Annotated in this window: 11 protein-coding genes; 6 read left to right on the plus strand and 5 right to left on the minus strand. The window is 60.3% G+C overall.

Annotated features, from left to right (window positions below):
* Positions 1–86 precede the first annotated feature (86 nt).
* The gene (gene tyrS / locus IG616_RS21950) at positions 87–1,340 is read left to right on the plus strand and encodes a tyrosine--tRNA ligase (RefSeq protein WP_192150958.1); all 1,254 of its coding nucleotides are present in this window, start codon (positions 87–89) and stop codon (positions 1,338–1,340) included.
* Between the two features lie 83 nt (positions 1,341–1,423).
* Here tyrS and IG616_RS21955 read toward each other — a convergent pair whose 3' ends face one another.
* The gene (locus IG616_RS21955) at positions 1,424–4,738 is read right to left on the minus strand and encodes an AsmA-like C-terminal domain-containing protein (protein WP_192150960.1); all 3,315 of its coding nucleotides are present in this window, start codon (positions 4,736–4,738) and stop codon (positions 1,424–1,426) included.
* A 246-nt stretch (positions 4,739–4,984) separates the two neighbouring features.
* On the opposite strand from IG616_RS21955, the gene IG616_RS21960 reads away from it, so the two are divergent.
* Both IG616_RS21960 and IG616_RS21965 read left to right on the plus strand, forming a co-directional pair.
* Positions 4,985–5,452, plus strand: coding sequence for a peroxiredoxin (locus IG616_RS21960; protein WP_192150962.1), 468 nt, complete (start codon positions 4,985–4,987; stop codon positions 5,450–5,452).
* Positions 5,453–5,664: 212 nt separating this feature from the next.
* The gene (locus IG616_RS21965; RefSeq protein WP_192150964.1) at positions 5,665–6,966 is read left to right on the plus strand and encodes a M23 family metallopeptidase; all 1,302 of its coding nucleotides are present in this window, start codon (positions 5,665–5,667) and stop codon (positions 6,964–6,966) included.
* 77 nt (positions 6,967–7,043) lie between these two features.
* Here the strand turns inward: IG616_RS21965 and prfB are convergent.
* The 3 genes from prfB to IG616_RS21980 all read right to left on the minus strand — a co-directional run bounded on the left by prfB (position 7,044) and on the right by IG616_RS21980 (position 12,122).
* A protein-coding gene (prfB, locus tag IG616_RS21970) for a peptide chain release factor 2 (RefSeq protein WP_192150966.1) occupies positions 7,044–8,175 on the minus strand; the annotation gives its coding sequence in 2 pieces (ribosomal slippage) (positions 7,044–8,105 and positions 8,107–8,175; 1,131 coding nt in all).
* A 140-nt stretch (positions 8,176–8,315) separates the two neighbouring features.
* On the minus strand, positions 8,316–10,769 hold the full coding sequence (locus IG616_RS21975) for a penicillin-binding protein 1A (protein ID WP_192150968.1): 2,454 nt from the start codon (positions 10,767–10,769) through the stop codon (positions 8,316–8,318).
* Between the two features lie 168 nt (positions 10,770–10,937).
* Complete coding sequence (locus IG616_RS21980) at positions 10,938–12,122, minus strand: N-acetylmuramoyl-L-alanine amidase (protein WP_192150970.1); 1,185 nt, start codon at positions 12,120–12,122, stop codon at positions 10,938–10,940.
* Between the two features lie 819 nt (positions 12,123–12,941).
* On the opposite strand from IG616_RS21980, the gene IG616_RS21985 reads away from it, so the two are divergent.
* Positions 12,942–15,536, plus strand: coding sequence for an Rne/Rng family ribonuclease (locus tag IG616_RS21985; protein ID WP_192150972.1), 2,595 nt, complete (start codon positions 12,942–12,944; stop codon positions 15,534–15,536).
* Between the two features lie 95 nt (positions 15,537–15,631).
* On the opposite strand, the gene IG616_RS21990 is transcribed toward IG616_RS21985, so the two are convergent.
* Positions 15,632–16,813 (minus strand): aminotransferase class I/II-fold pyridoxal phosphate-dependent enzyme, encoded by a 1,182-nt coding sequence (locus tag IG616_RS21990; RefSeq protein ID WP_192150974.1) that lies wholly within the window; start codon positions 16,811–16,813, stop codon positions 15,632–15,634.
* A gap of 200 nt (positions 16,814–17,013) precedes the next feature.
* Between IG616_RS21990 and IG616_RS21995 the strand changes: the two genes are divergently transcribed.
* On the plus strand, positions 17,014–18,447 hold the full coding sequence (locus tag IG616_RS21995; protein WP_192150976.1) for a M48 family metalloprotease: 1,434 nt from the start codon (positions 17,014–17,016) through the stop codon (positions 18,445–18,447).
* A gap of 69 nt (positions 18,448–18,516) precedes the next feature.
* Positions 18,517–19,320 (plus strand): DsbA family protein, encoded by an 804-nt coding sequence (locus IG616_RS22000; protein WP_192150978.1) that lies wholly within the window; start codon positions 18,517–18,519, stop codon positions 19,318–19,320.
* Positions 19,321–19,510 lie beyond the last annotated feature (190 nt).

Genomic DNA, 19,510 nt, shown 5'->3' on the forward strand with positions numbered 1-19,510 from the left:
AGGCAGGCTCTGGCTCAAGAGCCGGTCATTTTGAACGTCTGGACGCCCCGAGCGCCCCGCAAAGCCGTCATGGGAATGAGAAGACGATGAGCGAGTACAAGTCCGAGTTTCTGAAGGTTCTGAAAGAGCGTGGCTTCCTGCACCAGCTTTCCGATCCGCAAGGCCTCGATGACCTGCTGTGCAAGGAATCGGTCACAGCCTATATCGGCTTCGACTGCACGGCGCCGAGCCTGCACGCCGGTTCTCTCGTCACCATCATGATGCTCTACTGGTTTCAGAAAACCGGCCACCGTCCGATTGCGCTGATGGGTTCAGGCACCACCCGCGTCGGCGACCCCACGGGCAAGGACGAAAGCCGCAAGGTTCTTTCGGACGAGACAATCGAAGAGAACAAGGCCGGCATCCGGAAGATCTTCGAGAAGCTTCTGACCTTCGGCGACGGCCCGACCGACGCCATCATGATGGACAACGCGGACTGGCTCCTGAAGCTCAACTACATGGACTTCCTGCGGGATATCGGCCGCCATTTCTCGGTCAACCAGATGATCCAGCGCGACAGCGTCAAGTTGCGTCTTGAGCGTGAGCAGCACCTGTCCTTCCTGGAATTCAACTACATGCTGCTGCAGGGCTACGACTATCTGGAAATCTACCAGAAGACCGGCTGCCGCCTGCAGATGGGCGGTTCTGATCAGTGGTCGAACATACTCTCCGGTGTGGATCTCATCCGCCGCAAGGAAAGCGTCGAAGCCTTCGCGCTGACCGCTCCGCTGCTGACCACCTCCTCCGGAGCGAAGATGGGCAAGACCGCAGCCGGTGCTGTCTGGCTGAATGCGGAACAGCTGTCTCCTTATGACTACTGGCAGTACTGGCGCAACACGGAAGATGCCGATGTCGAGAAGTTCCTGAAGCTCTTCACGATCCTGCCGCTCGATGAAATCTCACGCCTTGCCGCACTGGAGGGCTCTGAGATCAATGAAGCGAAGAAGGTTCTTGCCACGGAAGCCACCGCGATGATCCACGGCCGGGAAGCCGCGGATGCAGCGGCTGAAACCGCCCGCAAGGCTTTCGAAGAAGGCGCAATGGCGGAAGGCCTGCCCACCATTGAGATCTCCCGTGCGTCTCTGGAAGCTGGCATCGGCATTCTAAGTGCCTTTGTGGACGCGGGCCTGTGCGCCTCCAACGGCGACGTCCGCCGCAACATCAAGGGCGGCGCGGTAAGGATCAACGACAAGGTAGAACAGGACGACAAGCGTGCGATCGCCCTCGCCGACCTCACGGAAGACGGTGTCGTCAAGCTGTCCCTTGGCAAGAAGAAGCACGTTCTGGTCCGCCCGGTCTGAACCGCAGACCAAAACCAGGACTGAGAATCAGGGGAGGCCTTCGTGCCTCCCTTTTTCGTATCAGGAGGTCTGCTCGGGGCAGCCTACTGAGAGCCCTGGAACTCGAACATCTTGCGGAAGATGCCCGGTGCAATCGCCGAGATCGGATTGACCGACAGAACCGGGTCCGACATCGGGCCGGTGACGCGATAGGTGACGCCGATCAGCCCCTCCCCGCTGCCGCCGCCAAGGGCATAGCCCAGGATGGGAATGTTGGCGAAGATGTTGTTCAGAGCATAGATCGGAACGAAGGTTCCGGTCAGGTCGAGCGATTGGCTGGAAAGGTTCATGGTGCCGCTGACCGTGCCGCCGAGAACCGCTCCCTTGAGCGCACCACGGGTAATGGTGACAGTCTCGCCCTCACGACTGAAAGCGATATTGAGGGTGTCGAACGAGGCTTCCCCGCCCCGCGTCACCGCGCCCTGCCGGTTACGGTTGCCAACGACTGCGCCCTGATCCCGGTAGCGCAGGATGTCCGGGCGCTCAGACAGTTTCCGGATCGCGGGGTCCTCGGTGATGGACAGGTTGGTGATGTCGACCGTGCCCTCCCAATTATCGCCCGTGGTCGCTGTTGCGTTCACGCGCCCGCGCCCGCCGCGCATGCGGTCATAGGTGTCCAGGAAACGCAGAACAGCCCCTGCGTCATCAAACTCGCCCTCAGCAGTACGGATGCCTGTTCCATTCGCATCGCCAACGCCGAACCGGAAAGCCGTGCGTCCCTGCACCAGGCCGGTCAGGTCCGCGGATTTCAGGCCGCCTGGACTGGTTTCCACGAGGCCTGCAAACTTGTCGATCCGGGTGTTGTTGAAGCCGACAACCCGGTCGAGATTGATGTTGATGACAAGGCCCTTGGAGAAGTCCTTGATCTTGTCGTCTTCCGCTTTGGTCTTGCCAAGGCTGCGGATGAGACCGCGTGCGTCAAACTCGGCCCCGGTCATGTTGACCCGGTACCGGCCAGCACTGCCGCGCCGCACGGTCAAAGCCGCATCATCGCCAGCGCGCAGCTGGAACTTGGAGAAGGTCGCCTCCTCCAGCTCGCCCGATGAGGACAAAGTGATGGTGCCAGCAATATCGACGCCTTCAGAGACGAGTTCCAGGTCCTGAAGAACGCGCTTGTCCTCGGATTCGGCAATCTGGAAGCTGACCCGCGCCGGAACCCCGCTGCCCTTTTCCCAGCCAAGCGCTGCAAGCTTGATCGTGGCCTTGGACATGTCGATGTCATAGGTCTGCTTTCCAGCATCCTCCGAGACAGTCACCGAGAGGTCACCGGAGAGAAAGGAGGTCAGATCGATCCCTCTCTCCTTCAGCTGTTTTGCGGAGGCACTGACGACAACCCCTTGCCTCGCTTTCACCTTGGAGCCTTCCAGAGGCAGAAGCAGGTCAATGTCAGCCTGCAAACCGTCCAGCTTGCCCTTGCCGTTGATTTCCACATGGCTCCGGTCTGCATTCAGCGTCACAGACGCCTTGCTGACGGTGTGTCCCCGGATGGGTTCGGCGGCAGCGAAGTCCTTGAGCTGGGCTTCCGCCGACCACTCGACTTCATCGAGTTCCAGATGCTTCTTGAGCGGAAACTCCGCATTCATGCGCACGGCGCCGGTGCCGCTCAGGCCCTCTGGGGAAATATCCACCCGGCTGAGAACACGGAATGGCTCCTGGTTGAAGATCCAGCCAATATCACGTGCCTCACCGTCCAGTTTCAGGTCAATCACCCCAAGCTTGTCGTCGCGTTCACGCAGGTGAAGGATCTTGAACTGCCCCTCCGGCAGGCGTACCACCTTGCCCTCACCCGCCGTCGCCCGGCCGTCCACCCCGTCGACAGTCAGCACTTCATCGGCGATTTTCAAAGTTCCGTTCAGTCCCTCAATCGGTGGAACGTCTCCGATCGCAGCGATCGTGCCACCGCTGAAGCTCATCGACATGGTCAGGTCATTCCCCGCCCAGCCCGGATCCGGATCGTTGGAGTTGAAGGCAGGCGGCTGAATCGAGGCATCAAGACTGAAGGTCTTGATCAGCCCATCCTTGACCCGGTCAATGATCCACCGGCGGCCCGGCGGCGTGATGGTGATCGGCCAAACCTGTTTCACCAGCCCGACGGGGAGATCCTTGCCTTCGACCGCGGCAGCCAGATAGGGGCCATCCTTCTGCAGATCGACCGATCCAACGCCAAAAAGCTCTGCATCCCCAGCCTTGAGAGCAAGCTGCTTGATCGTCAGGATCTTTTCTTTCAGGTCAATGTTCAGTTTTGCCCGCACGTCATCAACGACGATGGGTTGCTCCGGCACATCACTGGACCCGAACTGGGCCCAAGAGGTGCCCAAGTCCACATCCCAGGTTCCGTTCAGGGACTTCGCCGGACGGGCGCTGCCGGAAAACAAAAGCTGCGTATTGCGGTATTTGATATGAGAAGGGGTGATTTCGACCGCCGTGTCCCCCGCGTTCCACTTCAGCGCCAGCGCGACATCATCGAAGCGCACGGAGGTTTTCCCAAGCTGGAACCATCCTTCTGTCATGCGCGCAACGGCATTCGAACTTTCGAACTGGCCATCTTCGGAAAAGAAACTCTCAAACCGTACAGACAACGGAAGCCCGAGGCCCGTGCCTGGGCGGACGTCCAGGTTCGGATCCAGAAGTTCGCCAATGGTGATGTCCCGTATCAGAAGCGCGATGCGCCGCTGGGTGTGATCCACCCCTGACGTTCGGACCATTTCCAGATCCCAGGCTCCGAAACGTCCCGCGACCGTCGCCTTGGCCCGCAGCCCCTCCTGCGGGTTCCGGTGGATCGTCGCGTCGATCCCTTTGATCGAACGCGGCAGAGATCCAAGGAAATCCACCTCACCATTGTGCAGCTCAACCATCTCGAGCTGGCGGCGCGTGAAGTCATTTTCAATCAGCGCCCCAATCCTGTCGACAGCCTCCATGAGGCTGCCCATGGCAGGAAGCGCTCGCTGCTGTTCGGGAAGATCCAGAATGATCCTCGGGCGTTCCAGATCGAGTTTGGAAAAAGAGATCGAACCGGTCAGCAAGGCAGAAAGATCGACGGGGGCCTCAATCCTGGGAAGAATGACCTCGGTGGTCACGTCCCCGGGCACCTTCACTTCGACATCGCGGATCACCACCAGAACGCCATCGCCGAGTGTGAAATCGAGCGAGGCATCTGCAATCGTAACTTCGACCCCGTTTTTGCTGACCTGGGACGCCATGAAGCGCGCGAGCGCCGGAACATGCACCGGACCACCCGCAAACAACCAGACCAGAAAACCGCCAAGGAGCAGAATAACCGCGCAGAGACAGTGCGACACGCGTGGCCGGGCGCGCTTGCGGCCTGCTTTGGTGTCTCCGTCCGGCGTGCGGTTCTCCATCTAGTTCTGGGTTTCCTCATAGGCCCGAAGGCCGGTTGTCATTGTTGGCGGCAACGGCGCCGCACCCGCAGCGGCATTCTGGACGCGCCCGCTCCCGCTCAATCCTCTGGGAAGCAGCGCGTCATTGAATCGGCTATTCCAAGCACTAAGATACCTGAAGGCCGGATAAAAAAGCGATTGGCAGCATGCGCAAAGCGGCTTGTATCCCGCGCATAAAACTCTTGACTGTGACAGAAGGAAGGCAAAATGACCGAATTGACCGAAGGGCAGCCGGCCCCGGGTTTCGAGCTTGACGGCGATGGCGGCGGAACCATTCGTCTCGCCGATTTTTCCGGGCATCCGGCCGTGGTCTATTTCTATCCGAAAGACGACACGCCGGGCTGCACCAAGGAAGCCATTGCCTTCTCGGAGCTGAGCGGTGAGTTCGCTGCGAAGGGCATCACCGTCATCGGGATTTCGCCCGATACCGCGGCCAAGCATGACAAGTTCAAGACGAAGCACGGCCTATCCGTGCGCCTTGCTGCCGACCCTGAAACAGCCACCTGTCAGGCCTATGGCGTCTGGGTGGAGAAATCCATGTACGGCAAGACCTATATGGGTGTCGAGCGCTCCACCTTCCTGATTGATTCTGATGGCCGCATCGCCCGAATCTGGCGGAAGGTCAAGGTTGCTGGTCACGCCGAAGAGGTTCTGGAAGCCGCCTCAAAGCTCTGAGTTTCCAGTCTCGAACTACACAAGACACGCGGGGCTGCGGGAAATACTCGCGGCCTCTTTTAATGCGCAACTGACATACGGGCAGTCATTTAAGAAGAAAATTAACCTTAACGCACTCTAATCGACGGCATTCAAAGATCCACAACAACTGGGTTAGTCCGTTGACCGTGCACCGTGCCCATGAGGAAGAAACCGGACCGCAAGTGGCCAGGATGGAACGTTCCCATCATGCCTTTGCCAAGCCGGTTCCGGCGTCCCCCGGAACCCTTTTCCGGAAGAGAAAATTTCTTCTTGCTGCAGCCGCCGCCTTTGCCCTTCTGGGTACAATTGGCGCCTCTTCGTCGCTCTGGTACCAATCGGTTGTTGAGGCGGAAAGCAACCGGATCGGTCTTCTGCAGCATAGCTACCAGGACCGCATCGACCGGCTGCGCGCCGAGATCGACCGTCTGAACAGCCGTCAGGCGCTGGACCGTGAGACCGTGGAGCTTCGTGTCGGCGACCTGATCCGGCGCCAGCAGGCCCTGAGCAAGCGTCACGAGATCGTGTCCCGGCTGATCCAGCAGGCCGAGAACAACGGCATCCTGATGCCGGACACCAGTATTCTCCCAAGCCCCAAACCGCTGATTGCGCTTCAAGACGAGGGCAGCGATTTCCTTAAGGAAGAAGGTCCGGCAATCGGCGGGGAAGCCGAACTGGTCGATGATCCGATGACCGCCCTTGGTCTGCGTGGCTCGTCTGCCCTGTCCGGAACGCCTGCGGGCGCCGCACGACAGGCAGAGCAGCCGGACACAGTCCGGAGCGACAAGCAGGCAGCACTTGGCAAGGTCGAGGACGATATCACCGCCATGGATGCGGAAAGCGCCGTTGTCCTGACCGCCCTCACCCGGGCGACCCGCAAGCAGATCGATGGCATCCTCAAGGAAACCCGTCCGCTGGGGGTGGGCTTTGCCGCGGCAGTGGCGCCTGCAACCTCCGCAGCCCCGGCTGCCGATGTTGGCGGCCCATTTGTTCCGTATGAAGACGAGGCCTTTTTCAACCGCGTCGAGACAGCCGAAAAGTCCTTGTCACAGCTGACCCGCCTGAAAAATGCGGCGCGGCGCCTTCCAATCGCGCGGCCACTGGAAAGCGAGCAGATCTCGAGCGACTTCGGTCCGCGGCTCGACCCGTTCCTGAGCCGGATCGCCATGCACACGGGCATGGACTTCAAGGCGCCCTATGGCACGCGCGTTTATGCCACTGCGCCAGGCACGGTCATCAAGGCCCGCTACAATGGGGGCTATGGCAAGATGGTGGAAATCCGCCACAGCAACGGGCTTGTGACACGCTATGGCCATCTCAGCCAGTTTCTCGTTCTCGAAGGCGACCACGTGACCACCGGGGATGTCATCGGCAATGTTGGCAGCACCGGACGGTCAACCGGCCCGCACCTGCACTACGAAGTCCGCGTGGACGACAATGCCGTCGATCCGGAGCCCTTCGTCCGCGCCGGGGAGCGCCTAGCCGCCTATCTTTAGCTGGACAGCAATTTCGATACGAAAAACGGCGCCGGAAATCTCCGGCGCCGTTTTTCTGTTCAAGCTCAGGAACATGATCAGTCGATGTCGGCCACTTCAGCAGGCTCACCGCCGAACACGCGTTGCGCGAGCGCCGCTTCCATGAACTGATCCAGATCACCATCCAGAACGTCGGACGGAGACGTGCTTTCAACGCCGGTCCGCAGATCCTTCACCAGCTGATAGGGCTGGAGAACGTAAGAGCGGATCTGGTGGCCCCAGCCGATATCGGTCTTGGAGGCCTGCTCCTTGTTGGCAGCCTCTTCGCGCTTTTTCAGCTCGGCCTCATAGAGGCGTGCGCGCAGCATGGACCAGGCGGTCGCACGGTTCTTGTGCTGGGAGCGCTCGGTCTGGCACTGAACCACAATATTCGTCGGGATGTGCGTGATGCGCACGGCCGAGTCGGTCGTGTTGACGTGCTGGCCACCGGCACCAGAGGCGCGGTAGGTATCGATACGGCAATCACTTTCATTGATGTCGATCTGGATCGAGTCATCAATCACCGGATAGACCCAGGCACTGGAGAAGCTGGTGTGACGGCGCGCCTGGCTGTCATAGGGAGAGATCCGCACCAGCCGGTGAACACCGGATTCGGTCTTCAGCCAGCCATAGGCGTTTTCGCCCTTGATCTGCAGGGTCGCGGACTTGATGCCCGCTTCTTCGCCATCATGATATTCCAGCACATCCACCTTGTAGCCATGCTGTTCCGCCCAGCGGCGGTACATGCGCAACATCATAGACGCCCAGTCCTGGCTTTCGGTGCCACCTGCCCCGGAATTGATTTCCAGATAGGCATCGTTGGCATCAGCTTCACCGGACAGAAGGGACTGGAGCTGGAGCGCGCGAACGCGCTTCTCAAGGCCGCGCAGAGCTTCCTCAGCTTCCTGGACGACGTCCTTGTCGCCTTCCATTTCACCGAGCTCAATCAGCTCCATGTTGTCCGCAAGATCCTGCTCAAGACCACGGACGCCATTGATGCCGTCTTCCAGCTGCTGGCGCTCGCGCATAAGCTTTTGAGCCTTGGAAGGATCGTTCCAGAGGGTCGGATCCTCGGACAGGGCGTTGAGTTCATCTAATCTGACAAGGGCCTGATCCCAGTCAAAGATGCCTCCTCAGCAGGCTTATGGCCTGCTTAATTTCGTCGACGATGCCTTGCATTTCGGCGCGCATCGGATACCTCGCTTCAGTGCTGAAAAGAACGGCCCCGGACAGGCCGAATGAAAAGAAGCCCGGCCTTGAACCGGGCTTCATTTGGTCGCGGACATTACCCGCAGGCATGAGGCCTTGTAAACCGCTAGATCTGCCGGGCCTCAGTAGAGGCCGCCCGTTCCACTCAGAACCGCCTGCCCGGCTTCGGGAGATACTGTCCTGGGAACGCCCATCTCGTCCTGGAAGCCAATGACCGAGTAGCTGTCCGGCGGCGCCATGCCAGGCTTGAAGGCTTCGAGAATCGAGCCCGGAGAGCCCGCGGCGGCCCGCAGACCCGTGCGGCGGTCGATCGGAATCAGCTGCAGGCCCTTGGGAACACGGAATTCGACTGGTGGCTTGCCTGCCATGGCATCTTTCATGAAGTCGATGAAGATCGGTGCGGCGACATGACCACCGGTCGCGCCACGTCCCATCGGTTTGGGTGTATCGAAACCAACATAGATGCCTACCGTCATGTCCGGCGTGAAGCCCATGAACCAGGCATCCTTCTCGTCGTTCGTGGTTCCGGTCTTACCGGCAACCGGACGGCCCAGAACCTTGACGGAGGTCGCAGTGCCACGCTGGACCACACCTTCCATCATGGAGGTGATCTGATAGGCGGTCATCGGGTCGAGGACCTGCTCACGGTCGTCGACCAGCTTGGGCTCATCCTGCCCATGCCAGTCGTCTTCCAGACAGGTTTCGCAGATGCGGCTGTCGTGCTTGTAGATCGTGCGGCCGTAACGGTCCTGGATACGGTCGATCAGGGTCGGTTGGATCTTGCGGCCGCCGTTGGCAATGGTCGCATAGGCCGCCGTCATGCGCATGACGGTGGTTTCCCCTGCCCCGAGAGACATGGACAGAACCGGCAGCATGTTGTCGTAGATGCCGAAACGCTTGGCATATTCAGCCACCAGCGGCATGCCCATGTCCTGCGCCAGGCGTACGGTCATGACGTTCCGCGACTGCTCGATACCGGTGCGTAGCGTGGAAGGTCCGTAAAACTTGCCCGCATAGTTCTGCGGACGCCATGTTCCAAGACCCGGTCCCTGGCTGATTTCCAGAGGTGCGTCCATGACCACAGAGGACGGTGTATAGCCATTGTCCAGCGCCGCAGCATAGAGAAACGGCTTGAACGAGGAGCCTGGCTGACGATAGGCCTGAGTTGCACGGTTGAATTCGCTCTGGACGAAGCTGAACCCGCCCGACAGCGCCAGAACACGGCCAGTATAGGGATCCATCACAACGATTGCGCCGGAGACCTTCGGGATCTGCCGCAGTTCATAGGCGCCGGGAGCAACCTTGCTCTCCTCAACGAAGACCACATCTCCAGGGGTCAGAACTTCCGACACGGCGGACGGAGCGCGGCCCTTGATCCGGGCCCACTTCATGCCGTCCAGCGAGAGCGTCGCGGTGATGCGTTCATCGGAGAGCTTGCCACTATCCAGGGATTTAGGTTGTATCCCAACTTTCGCCTGGGACGCGCCGCTTTCCAGAACAACCGCCAGCTGCCACTCCGGCAGATCGGAATAGCCTTCAACCTTACCCAGAGCCACGCCCCAGTCGCCGCCCAGCTCGATCTTCTCGAACGGTCCACGCCAGCTGCCACGCTCATGGTCGAACTTGATCAGCCCGTCCATCAGTGCCTTGCGGGCGAGAACCTGAAGATGCGGATCCATGGTGGACCGGACGGAAAGACCGCCTTCGTAAAGACGCTTCTCTCCAAAGATGGAGGCCACCTCGCGGCGCACTTCCTCGGTGAAATATTCAGCGGCCTGCAGCTGGGTGCCGGTTTCACGCGGAGTGACCTTCAGCGGCTTGGCCTTGGCCTCTTCACCAGCCTGAGCCGTCACATAGCCGTTCTCGACCATACGGTCGATCACCCAGTTTCGGCGGGCAATGGCGCGGTCGCGATGGCGGTAGGGATGATAATTGTTCGGCGCCTTTGGCAGGGCCGCCAGATAGGCGGCCTCTTCAAGAGTCAGCTCGTGTACCGACTTGTCGAAATAAAGCAGGGACGCAGCGGCCACACCATAAGCGCCAACACCAAGATAGATCTCGTTCAGATAGAGTTCGAGAATTTCGTCCTTGGTGTAGGCCTGCTCGATGCGCAGCGACAGGACAGCTTCCTTGATCTTGCGCTCATAGGACACTTCATTCGTCAGCAGAAAGTTCTTCGCCACCTGCTGGGTGATGGTCGAAGCACCTTCAGGCCGCCGGCCCGTGCCGATGTTCTGCACCAGACGCACGGCCGCACGGATGATCCCCTCCGGGTCGATCCCCAGATGGTGGTAGAAATTCTTGTCTTCTGCAGAAATATAGGCTTCCTTGACCATGTCCGGAATGGCCTGGATCGGCAGGAACATGCGGCGCTGATTGGCATATTCCGCCATCAGACTGCCATCGGCGGCGTGAACGCGCGTCATGACCGGCGGCTCATAGTTCTTCAAGGCAGTATAGTCAGGCAGATCCTTCGTCAGGTGCTCCAGATAGACCCAGAGACCTGCAGCCACGACTAGGCCAAGGGCCGCGCCGATTCCAAACAAGTAGCCAAAAAATTTAACCAGAAATTTCATACGCGGGCTCGTCTTTCCCCGACCGGGTTTGCTGCGGGTCCCATAACACAGGAACCGGGCGGAACGCACCGCCCCAAACCATAACTTTTCATTAAAGCCTTCCTCGTCCACCAATATGGCGATGCTGAGGCGAAGCCGTCTCTCTCAATACGCAAGACCTCAAACAGATCAGTTGGCTGCGGGCGATCCCACGCCTTGAGCGACCTTCATCCGGAAAAAGGCGTCGACGGCTTCCACCATCGCGTCAGCCATCCGCTCACGCCATTTGTCCGAGACAAGCAGTTTCTCATCAAATTCGTTTGACAGATAGCCCAGTTCTACAAGAACCGAGGGCACATCGTGCGACTTCAGCACCCGGAAACCGGCGGAACGGTGCGGATTATTGATCAGCCTCACCGCGCTCTTGAGCTCATCCACCAGGGTTCTGGCGAAAAACACCGAAAAATTGCGGCTTTCCCGGCGGGCCAGATCGATCAGGATATCGGTCACTTCCGCAGGCTCATCCGCCAGCACGACGCCTGCGATGATGTCGGAGCTGTTTTCACTCTCGGCGATCTGACCCGCCAGACTATCCGATGCCCTGTCTGAAAGGGTGTAGACCGTCGCACCGCGCACGGTTTCCCCGCCCCGTCGCACAGAATCTGCGTGAATAGAGATGAAAAGGTCCGCTGCAAGATCATGACCAATCTGGACGCGCTGGCCGAGCGGAATGAAGGTGTCGTCCTCGCGAGTGAGATGAACCGTATAGCGGCCCGTTTCCTCCAGCTTCCGCTTCAGGATGCTTGCGAAATCCAAAACCACGGCCTTTTCCAGCGTTCCATCGACGCCACGCGCCCCCGTATCGATCCCGCCATGGCCCGGATCCAGAACGATGACCGGACGGATCTTCTTCTCATCCGTCGCAATACGGTCAGCTTTTGAGGAACTCGCGCCCTGATGCAAAGCTTCACGGCTGGTGCTGGCAAACTTCAGGAACGTTTCCCGGTTGGATTTCACGAGGTCGATGACAAGACGCGCCGGTTGTCCGTCGACAGCCGGAATGACGAAGGTCTTGTCGACCGCGACCGGTTCCTTGACGTCGACCACAATCCGGGACTTGCCCGCTGCAAACAACCCAAACCGCCAGGCGGAGACAAGGCCCCGCCCCTCGCTTCCGGCATCTTCCGGCAATTCGAAACGAACCTGGGGAAGATCGATGATCAGGCGGTAGGGATCTGCCAGAGCGGAGACCGCAACATTCACCTGCCGCTCCAGATCAAGAATGATTCGGGTGCGCACATCGTCCCCTGCAACCCGCGCATCAACGACCGCGGGCACGTTCTGAGGGTCTTGCGCGAGGGCAGAACGGGGCATCAAAAGGGCCGCAAAAAGCACACTGAGCGCCACCGTCAGCGCAATTGCCAAACAGCCGAAAGAAATGGAGACAAAGGGCCTTAGGCCCGTTTTTTCACAGCTTACCGCCATTTTACCGTGCAATTGCTGTCCTTGTTTGCCCCCTCACCTATCAGGTTGGGCGGGTGGATCAACTTCTAAAACGTCCAGCGGCGTTCACATTGCTTGCAAACGGAAAGTTTGGACCGTAAAAGTACCTTACGGATTTCGGTTCAGTGCCGATACCTTCCCTGATGACGGAATGGAAGAGCTTTCCACATGTCATCTTGTCCGAACGCGACAGACCGGGAGCAGACAGGGAGCCGGATGAGGCCATCCTTCCCTAGCGTCTCCGAAGTGTCCGCGGCTTGTGACCGCCCTTGAACCGGCGGGAGTTTATCGCACTGACCCCGGCATCGACCCTCTATTGCGCCCGCCTGCAGATTTTTTTCAAAGTCGAATTCAGCAGAGGGCAGCAGGAGCAGGGCTGCCAGTCCGTGGCGCATGGTTGCGGCCCATGGGCTCCGTTTCAGGACGGCACCCGGAAGACCTCAGGATTCCATGCAGGTGACAACGACTTAACACAAGGGCCTGCGTTGCCCCTGAAGGATCGCGCGATGCAAATGGCACCCGGAACAAGAACTGGCCCCGCTTCGGCGGCCGCTCTTGCCGATTGCCTGACCGCGCCCTGCGCACGCCCTCCTTTCTCTTTCTTTGAAACCAGTACGGCAACCGCTTCCACAGTGAGAGGCCCGCGCGGATTTGGCGCGGCCTCAGCGGCTGCCGTGGAGATAATCATTCATGGCAAACAAGATGCTGATCGACGCAGGCCACCCGGAGGAAACCCGGGTTGTGGTCGTGCGTGGCAATCGGGTTGAGGAATTCGATTTCGAAGCCGCGAACAGAAAGCAGCTTCGCGGAAACATCTATCTGGCAAAGGTCACGAGGGTAGAACCATCCCTCCAGGCAGCTTTTGTCGAATACGGCGGAAACCGGCATGGTTTCCTCGCCTTCAGCGAAATTCACCCCGATTACTACCAGATCCCCGTCGCTGACCGTCAGGCGCTTCTGGAGGAAGAAGATTCCGGCTTCGACAGCGACGACACGGAAGAAAAGGCAAAGCCGCGCGGCCGGGGCCGTTCCCGCAGCCGGGCCAAAGCCGCAAACAACGAAAGCGCTGACGAGACGGTTTCCGAAGCCGCTGATGACAGCGAAGGCTCAGGCAACGATGCGGACTCCTCTGCCGACGACAACGGTGATCACGACCATGACGGCGAAGATGCCGTCGACACGGTTGGTGCCGAAGACGCCATGGAAGAGGTTCCGGTCCGGCGCCAGTCGCGCCGCCAGTACAAGATCCAGGAAGTCATCAAGCGCCGCCAGGTGATCCTCGTTCAGGTCGTCAAGGAAGAACGCGGCAACAAGGGCGCGGCTCTCACCACTTATCTGTCGCTCGCAGGCCGCTATTCCGTCCTGATGCCGAACACTGGCCGTGGCGGCGGGATCTCCCGTAAGATCACCCAGCCGACGGACCGCAAGCGCCTGAAGAAGATCGCCTCCGAACTGGAGGTGCCCGAAGGCATGGGCGTGATCCTGCGCACGGCCGGCGCAAGCCGCACCAAGGCAGAGATCAAGCGCGACTTCGAATATCTGATGCGTCTTTGGGAAAATGTCCGCGACCTGACGTTGAAATCCACGGCGCCGAGCCTCGTCTATGAGGAAGGCAGCCTGATCAAGCGCTCGATCCGCGATCTTTACAACAAGGACATCGACGAGGTTCTCGTCGCAGGCGAAGAAGGTTACCGCGAGGCCAAGGACTTCATGCGCATGCTCATGCCGAGCCATGCCAAGAACGTCCAGCCCTACCGCGACGCCTCCCCGCTGTTCATCCGCTATGGCGTCGAGCCGCAGCTCGATGCGATGTTCTCGCCCCAGGTGACGCTCAAGTCCGGCGGCTACATCGTCATCAACCAGACGGAAGCGCTGGTCTCGATCGATGTGAACTCGGGCAAGTCGACCCGTGAGCACAACATCGAGGACACAGCGCTTCAGACCAACCTGGAAGCCGCCGAAGAAGTCACCCGCCAGCTGCGCCTGCGCGATCTGGCCGGTCTCGTTGTCATCGACTTCATCGATATGGAGGAGAACAAGAACAACCGGGCTGTCGAGCGCAAGCTGAAGGACTGCCTGAAGAACGACCGCGCACGCATCCAGGTTGGCCGCATCTCGCACTTCGGCCTTCTGGAAATGTCGCGCCAGCGCATCCGCACCGGTGTTCTGGAAAGCTCCACCTCCCCCTGCCCGCATTGCCATGGCACGGGTATGATCCGGTCAGTGGAGTCCGTCGCCCTGCATGTTCTGCGGTCGCTGGAAGACAACCTGCTGAAGTCCGCTTCGCACAATCTGATCGTCCGCACCACGGCAGCCGTGGCGCTCTACATCCTCAACCAGAAGCGCTCGCATCTGTCGGATCTGGAGGCCCGTTTCGCCGTCGAAATCGAGGTGCAGGCCGAACATATGCACAATGGCCAGCACTATGTGCTGGAGCGCGCCGACCCGGTCGACCGGGAGCGCTTCCCGCAGCCGGTGCAGCCGGCCGTTCAGCCGCACACCATTGAGCCGATGGATGAGCTCGATCTTGAGGTCGAGGAGCCGGAAGACGAGGTTGAGGACGAAGAGACCGAAACCGAAGTCAGCCGCAACCAGGACGAAGGCAGCGACCGGGACCGCCGCCGCCGCCGCCGCCGCAAGCGCCGGAGGGGTGGTAATTCCGAAGGCGGTCAGGACGGCGAAGCCCGCGAGGCCTCTTCCGAAGGCGGCGATGACGCACAGGGTGACGACGCTGACACCGAAGACGGTGAGCAGTCTGCGGAAGCTGGTGAAGGCGGCTCTGATGAGCCCCGCCGCAAGCGCCGCCGTGGCCGCCGTGGTGGCCGCCGCGGACGCCGGAACGGTGAAGACGGTGAACTGAGCGAAAGCCCGGAAGATGGCAATGATGCCGAAGCTTCCGCTGAAGGCGGCGACGACGGTGAAGCCATCGCAGTAAGCGAAGGAGCAGAATCTGGTTCCGAAGCTCCCGTTGCAGACGCTCCGGCAAGCGAGGCTGCACCGGAAATGCCCGCAGACGCATCTGTTGAGGCCGAAGCAGCTCCGGTTGCCGAAGCACAGCCTGAGGCACCTGCTGCTCCTGCTTCTGAACCCGTTGAAACCGTAGAAGAACCGGCTGCAGCTGAAGCCCAGGCAGAAGAAGCACCGGAGCCGGCCAAGATTTCAACACCAGCCCCCTCAGCGGCTCCCGTGGAGCCGGTCGTGACCAGCGAAACGGCTGCCAGCGAGCCGGATCAGCCGGAAAAGCCGAAGCGCGGCGGCTGGTGGCAGCGCCGGTCTTTCTTCTGAAAGCTGTTCGGCAAGAGTTGAAATGAGAAAGGCGGGTCTCCGGATCCGCCTTTTTTGTATTCAAGCCTCATTCCATTCAGCTGCCCAGCTTCCCCCTACCGCTTCAACCACTCACCCAGCTGCAGCAAAGCCTGCTGCATGTCCTGATTGGACCCGGCGAAGGAAAAGCGTGTGTAGGAGGCCCCGCGGGTGAGATCGAAGTCGGCGCCTGGTGTCGCGGCAACGCCTGCCTCGGTCAGCATGGCCTTTGTGAAGGCAAGACTGTCTGAGGAGAACGCGCTGGTGTCCGCATAGATGTAAAAAGCCCCGTCAACCGGCAGCAGCTTGTTGAAGCCGAGCCTGGGCAGGCCCTCCAGCAGCAGCTTGCGGTTCTCCGCATAGCCTGCCTTAACCGTCTCCAGCTCCTCTGTGCCATCCAAGGCGGCAGCCGCCGCGATCTGAGACAGATCAGGCGGAGAGATGTAGAGCGACTGCGCGATCCGCTCCGTTGGCCGCACCAGAACTTCCGGCAGCACCATCCAGCCGATGCGCCAGCCGGTCATGCAATAGTATTTGGAGAAGCTGTTGATGATGATGGCCTGACTGGACGCCGTCAGCGCCGTCTCCTGACGGCCTTCATAGACAAGCCCGTGATAGATCTCATCCGAGATGAACCAGATGCCTTCGTCATCGCAGTAGCGCACGAGATCCGCCAGAGCATCCGGGGTCATCATCGTGCCGGTCGGATTGGCCGGGCTCGCCACAAGCACCCCCTTCACCGGGCCATCGGCCTGCGCCTTTGCAATCAGCTCCGGGGTCAGGCTCCAGCGGGTGTCCTCTCCAACTTCCACTTCCACCGGCACAAGACCAAGCGCCTTGAGAATGTTCCGGTAGGCGGGGTAGCCCGGAGAGGTCAGGACGATCCGGTCGCCTGGATCAAAGGCGGCGAGAAAGGCCAGATTGAAGCCTGCGGAAGAGCCCGTGGTCAGCATGATCCGGTCCGGGTGAACCTCGACCCCATAGGTCTCGCGATAGTGCCGGGCAAGACGCTGGCGCACATCTGCCCGTCCCTTGGCTTCCGTATAGCCGAGACGGCCATGCTCCAGCGCAACGCGGGCCGCAGTGAGAGCGGTTGCCGATGCGGGGGCAGCTGGCTGACCGACTTCCATGTGGATAATACGCCGGCCTTGTGCTTCCAAAGCCGCAGCCTGAGACAGCACATCCATTGCCAGAAACGGCGCAACAGCGCTGCGGTTAGAGGCATGAAGTTTTTGTCTCGGGCGGTTACGGTCAGACATAAAGAGGTTCTCCGGGCAGCTCTCATCACACGCTTGTGCATTGTGCAGGGCTTCTACCATCTGCAAGACCGCTTTGGTAAGCCACCTGTGCTTGACCCGCCAAACCAGTCTTTTTAGGCTCTCGCAAAGGCAAGAGAACCTCGGCATTGCAACCACCGGAAAGACGGATGATACGGCCTCAAAAGACGGGATACCGCTTCATGAGCAGACACGGCGCGAAACTAAAGGACATGCGCCTCGGCGCAAGACTTGCCGCCACACTCACGGCCCTGTCCGTCGCCCTACCCTCGCTTATGGGCCTCATGACGGCTCTGGCGCCGGAAGCTGCATTTGCCCAGTCAGGCCGCAAGCTTCCGCTCGTCCGCGATGCGGAGGCGGAAGACCTGCTCAGAAGCTATGCCCAGCCGATCTTCAAGGTCGCAGGCCTCGGCAACTCCCAGATCGACATCATTCTGGTCAACGACAAATCCTTCAACGCGTTCGTTCCCGATTCGCATCGCATGTTCATCAATCTGGGTGTGATCCTAGAAGCCGAAACGCCGGGCGAAATCATCGGTGTGATCGCCCATGAGACCGGGCATATCGCCGGACGGCACCTGGTGCGTCTGCGCGAGGCGGCGGCCAATGCACAGATCATCGCCGTGATCGGCATGATCCTGGGCGTCGGCGCGGCAGCGGCGGGCGGGGCAGCCGGCTCGTCCAGCGCCATTGGCGGGGGCGCGGCGGCCGCTTTGAGTTCGGGCAACATCGGCCAGCGGTCTCTGCTCGCCTATCAGCGCGGCGAGGAAGCCGCCGCCGACCGGGCAGCCCTCAAATATCTGAACGCCACGCACCAGAGCGGCCAGGGCATGCTGAAGACCTTCGAGCGTTTCGCCGAGCAGCAAGTGTTCTCTGCGCGCTTCGTCGATCCCTATGCCCAGAGCCACCCGATGGCCAACGAGCGCTACCGCTCGCTGGCCACGGATGTGATGAAGAGCAAATATTACGACACCCCTGCCCCCGCTGCCCTACAGCACCGGCACGATATGGTCCGGGCCAAAATCCTGGCTTTTTCCAGCCATCCCAACGAGGTGCTGCGCCGCTATCCGCGTTCGGACAAGAGCCTGCCGGCCCAATATGCCCGGGCCATTGCCTCCATGAAGCGCGACGGGCGGACCGCCATCAAGGACATCGACGCCCTGATCCGGCAGGAGCCGTCCAACCCCTATTTCCAGGAACTGAAAGGACAGGCGCTTCTTGAAGGCGGCAACCCGCGGGCGGCGATCGAACCTTTCCGCCGGGCGCTTGCCCTGAAGCCTGGGGAAGGCCAGTTTCAGATCTGGCTGGGCTACGCCATGGTCTCCTCGAACGACAAATCTCTTCTGCCCGAGGCGGAAGCCATCCTCAAGAAAGGCATCCGCAGCGATCCCAATTCCGGCATTGCCTACAGCCAGCTGGCCATCGCCCACGCCCGGCAAGGTGAAACCGCCGAAGCGGATCTGGCAACGGCAAAGGGCATGATGATGTCGGGTGATATCGACGCGGCGCGGCGCTATGCGGCCCGTGCTCAAAAGAATTTGAAGCGCGGAACACCCGCGTGGCTTCAAGCAGATGATATTGTATCCTACAAACCACCGAAGCTGAACGGCCGCTGATTTTCCTTTGGCGTCCCTCTCGCGATCACCATGGCCGCCGCACCGCAAAGCGGCAACAAGGAGTTTTTCATGCCCCGTCTGTTCGGGTTCGCCTTTCCGGTCCGGTTTGCCCGCACCGCACTTGCCGGTCTTGCCGGCACTCTTTCCGCCGCCACAGCAGCCCTCTTGATCGCCTCCGCCCCGGTTCAGGCTGCGGAAATGGACAAGGCCGCCGTGGAATCCATCGTGCGCGAGTATCTGCTTCAAAACCCGGAAGTGATCCGGGAAGCACTGGTCGAGCTTGACCGCAGGGACAAGGAAGCGGAGCAGAACGCCCGCCTCAAGGCTGTTTCGGACAGCTCTGACATTCTGTTCAACTCGGCCCGCCAAGTTGTTCTGGGCAATCCGGAGGGCAAGGTGACCCTTGTCGAGTTCTTCGATTACAACTGCGGTTACTGCAAGCGCGCCCATGGCGACATGACCAAGCTGATCGAGGAAAACCCGGATCTGCGCGTCGTGCTGAAGGAATTCCCGGTTCTTGGCCAGGGCTCCGTGGAGGCCGCCCAGGTGGCTGTTGCGGTCAACGCTGTTGCCCCGGAGAAGTATGAGGCCTTCCACGAAGCGCTGCTGATGCAGCGCGGTCAGGCGAATCGGGAAGCAGCTCTCAAGGCCGCAACGGATCTCGGCATCAGCGAAACCGATATTACCAAGGCAGGCAACGCCGAACTTGCCGCTGAAACCATTGAGGAAGTTTACTCCCTCGCCAACCGCCTCGGCCTGACCGGCACGCCGTCTTATGTGATTGGCACTGAAGTCGTCATGGGGGCTGTCGGCTATGACGAACTGAGCAGCAAGCTGCAGGCCATGGGAACCTGCGGCCAGACCAGCTGCTGATCAGGGAAAATTCCGCGCGCCCCTGCGGAACCGGCACTGCAAGGGAAAGCCGGACGCCTCCGGCTCAGACTGCTGACAAACCCGTCGTTTTCGGCGGGTTTGTTTTTTTGCAGTTCAGGTTTTCAGGTGTCCAAGTTTTGGGATCTTTGAGAGATAGCCCGTTTCGTCTCATGCTGGGGCTTGTTTCGGT

This window comes from Roseibium litorale, from assembly GCF_014842915.1.
In the GTDB taxonomy this organism is placed as follows: Bacteria; Pseudomonadota; Alphaproteobacteria; order Rhizobiales; family Stappiaceae; genus Roseibium; species Roseibium litorale.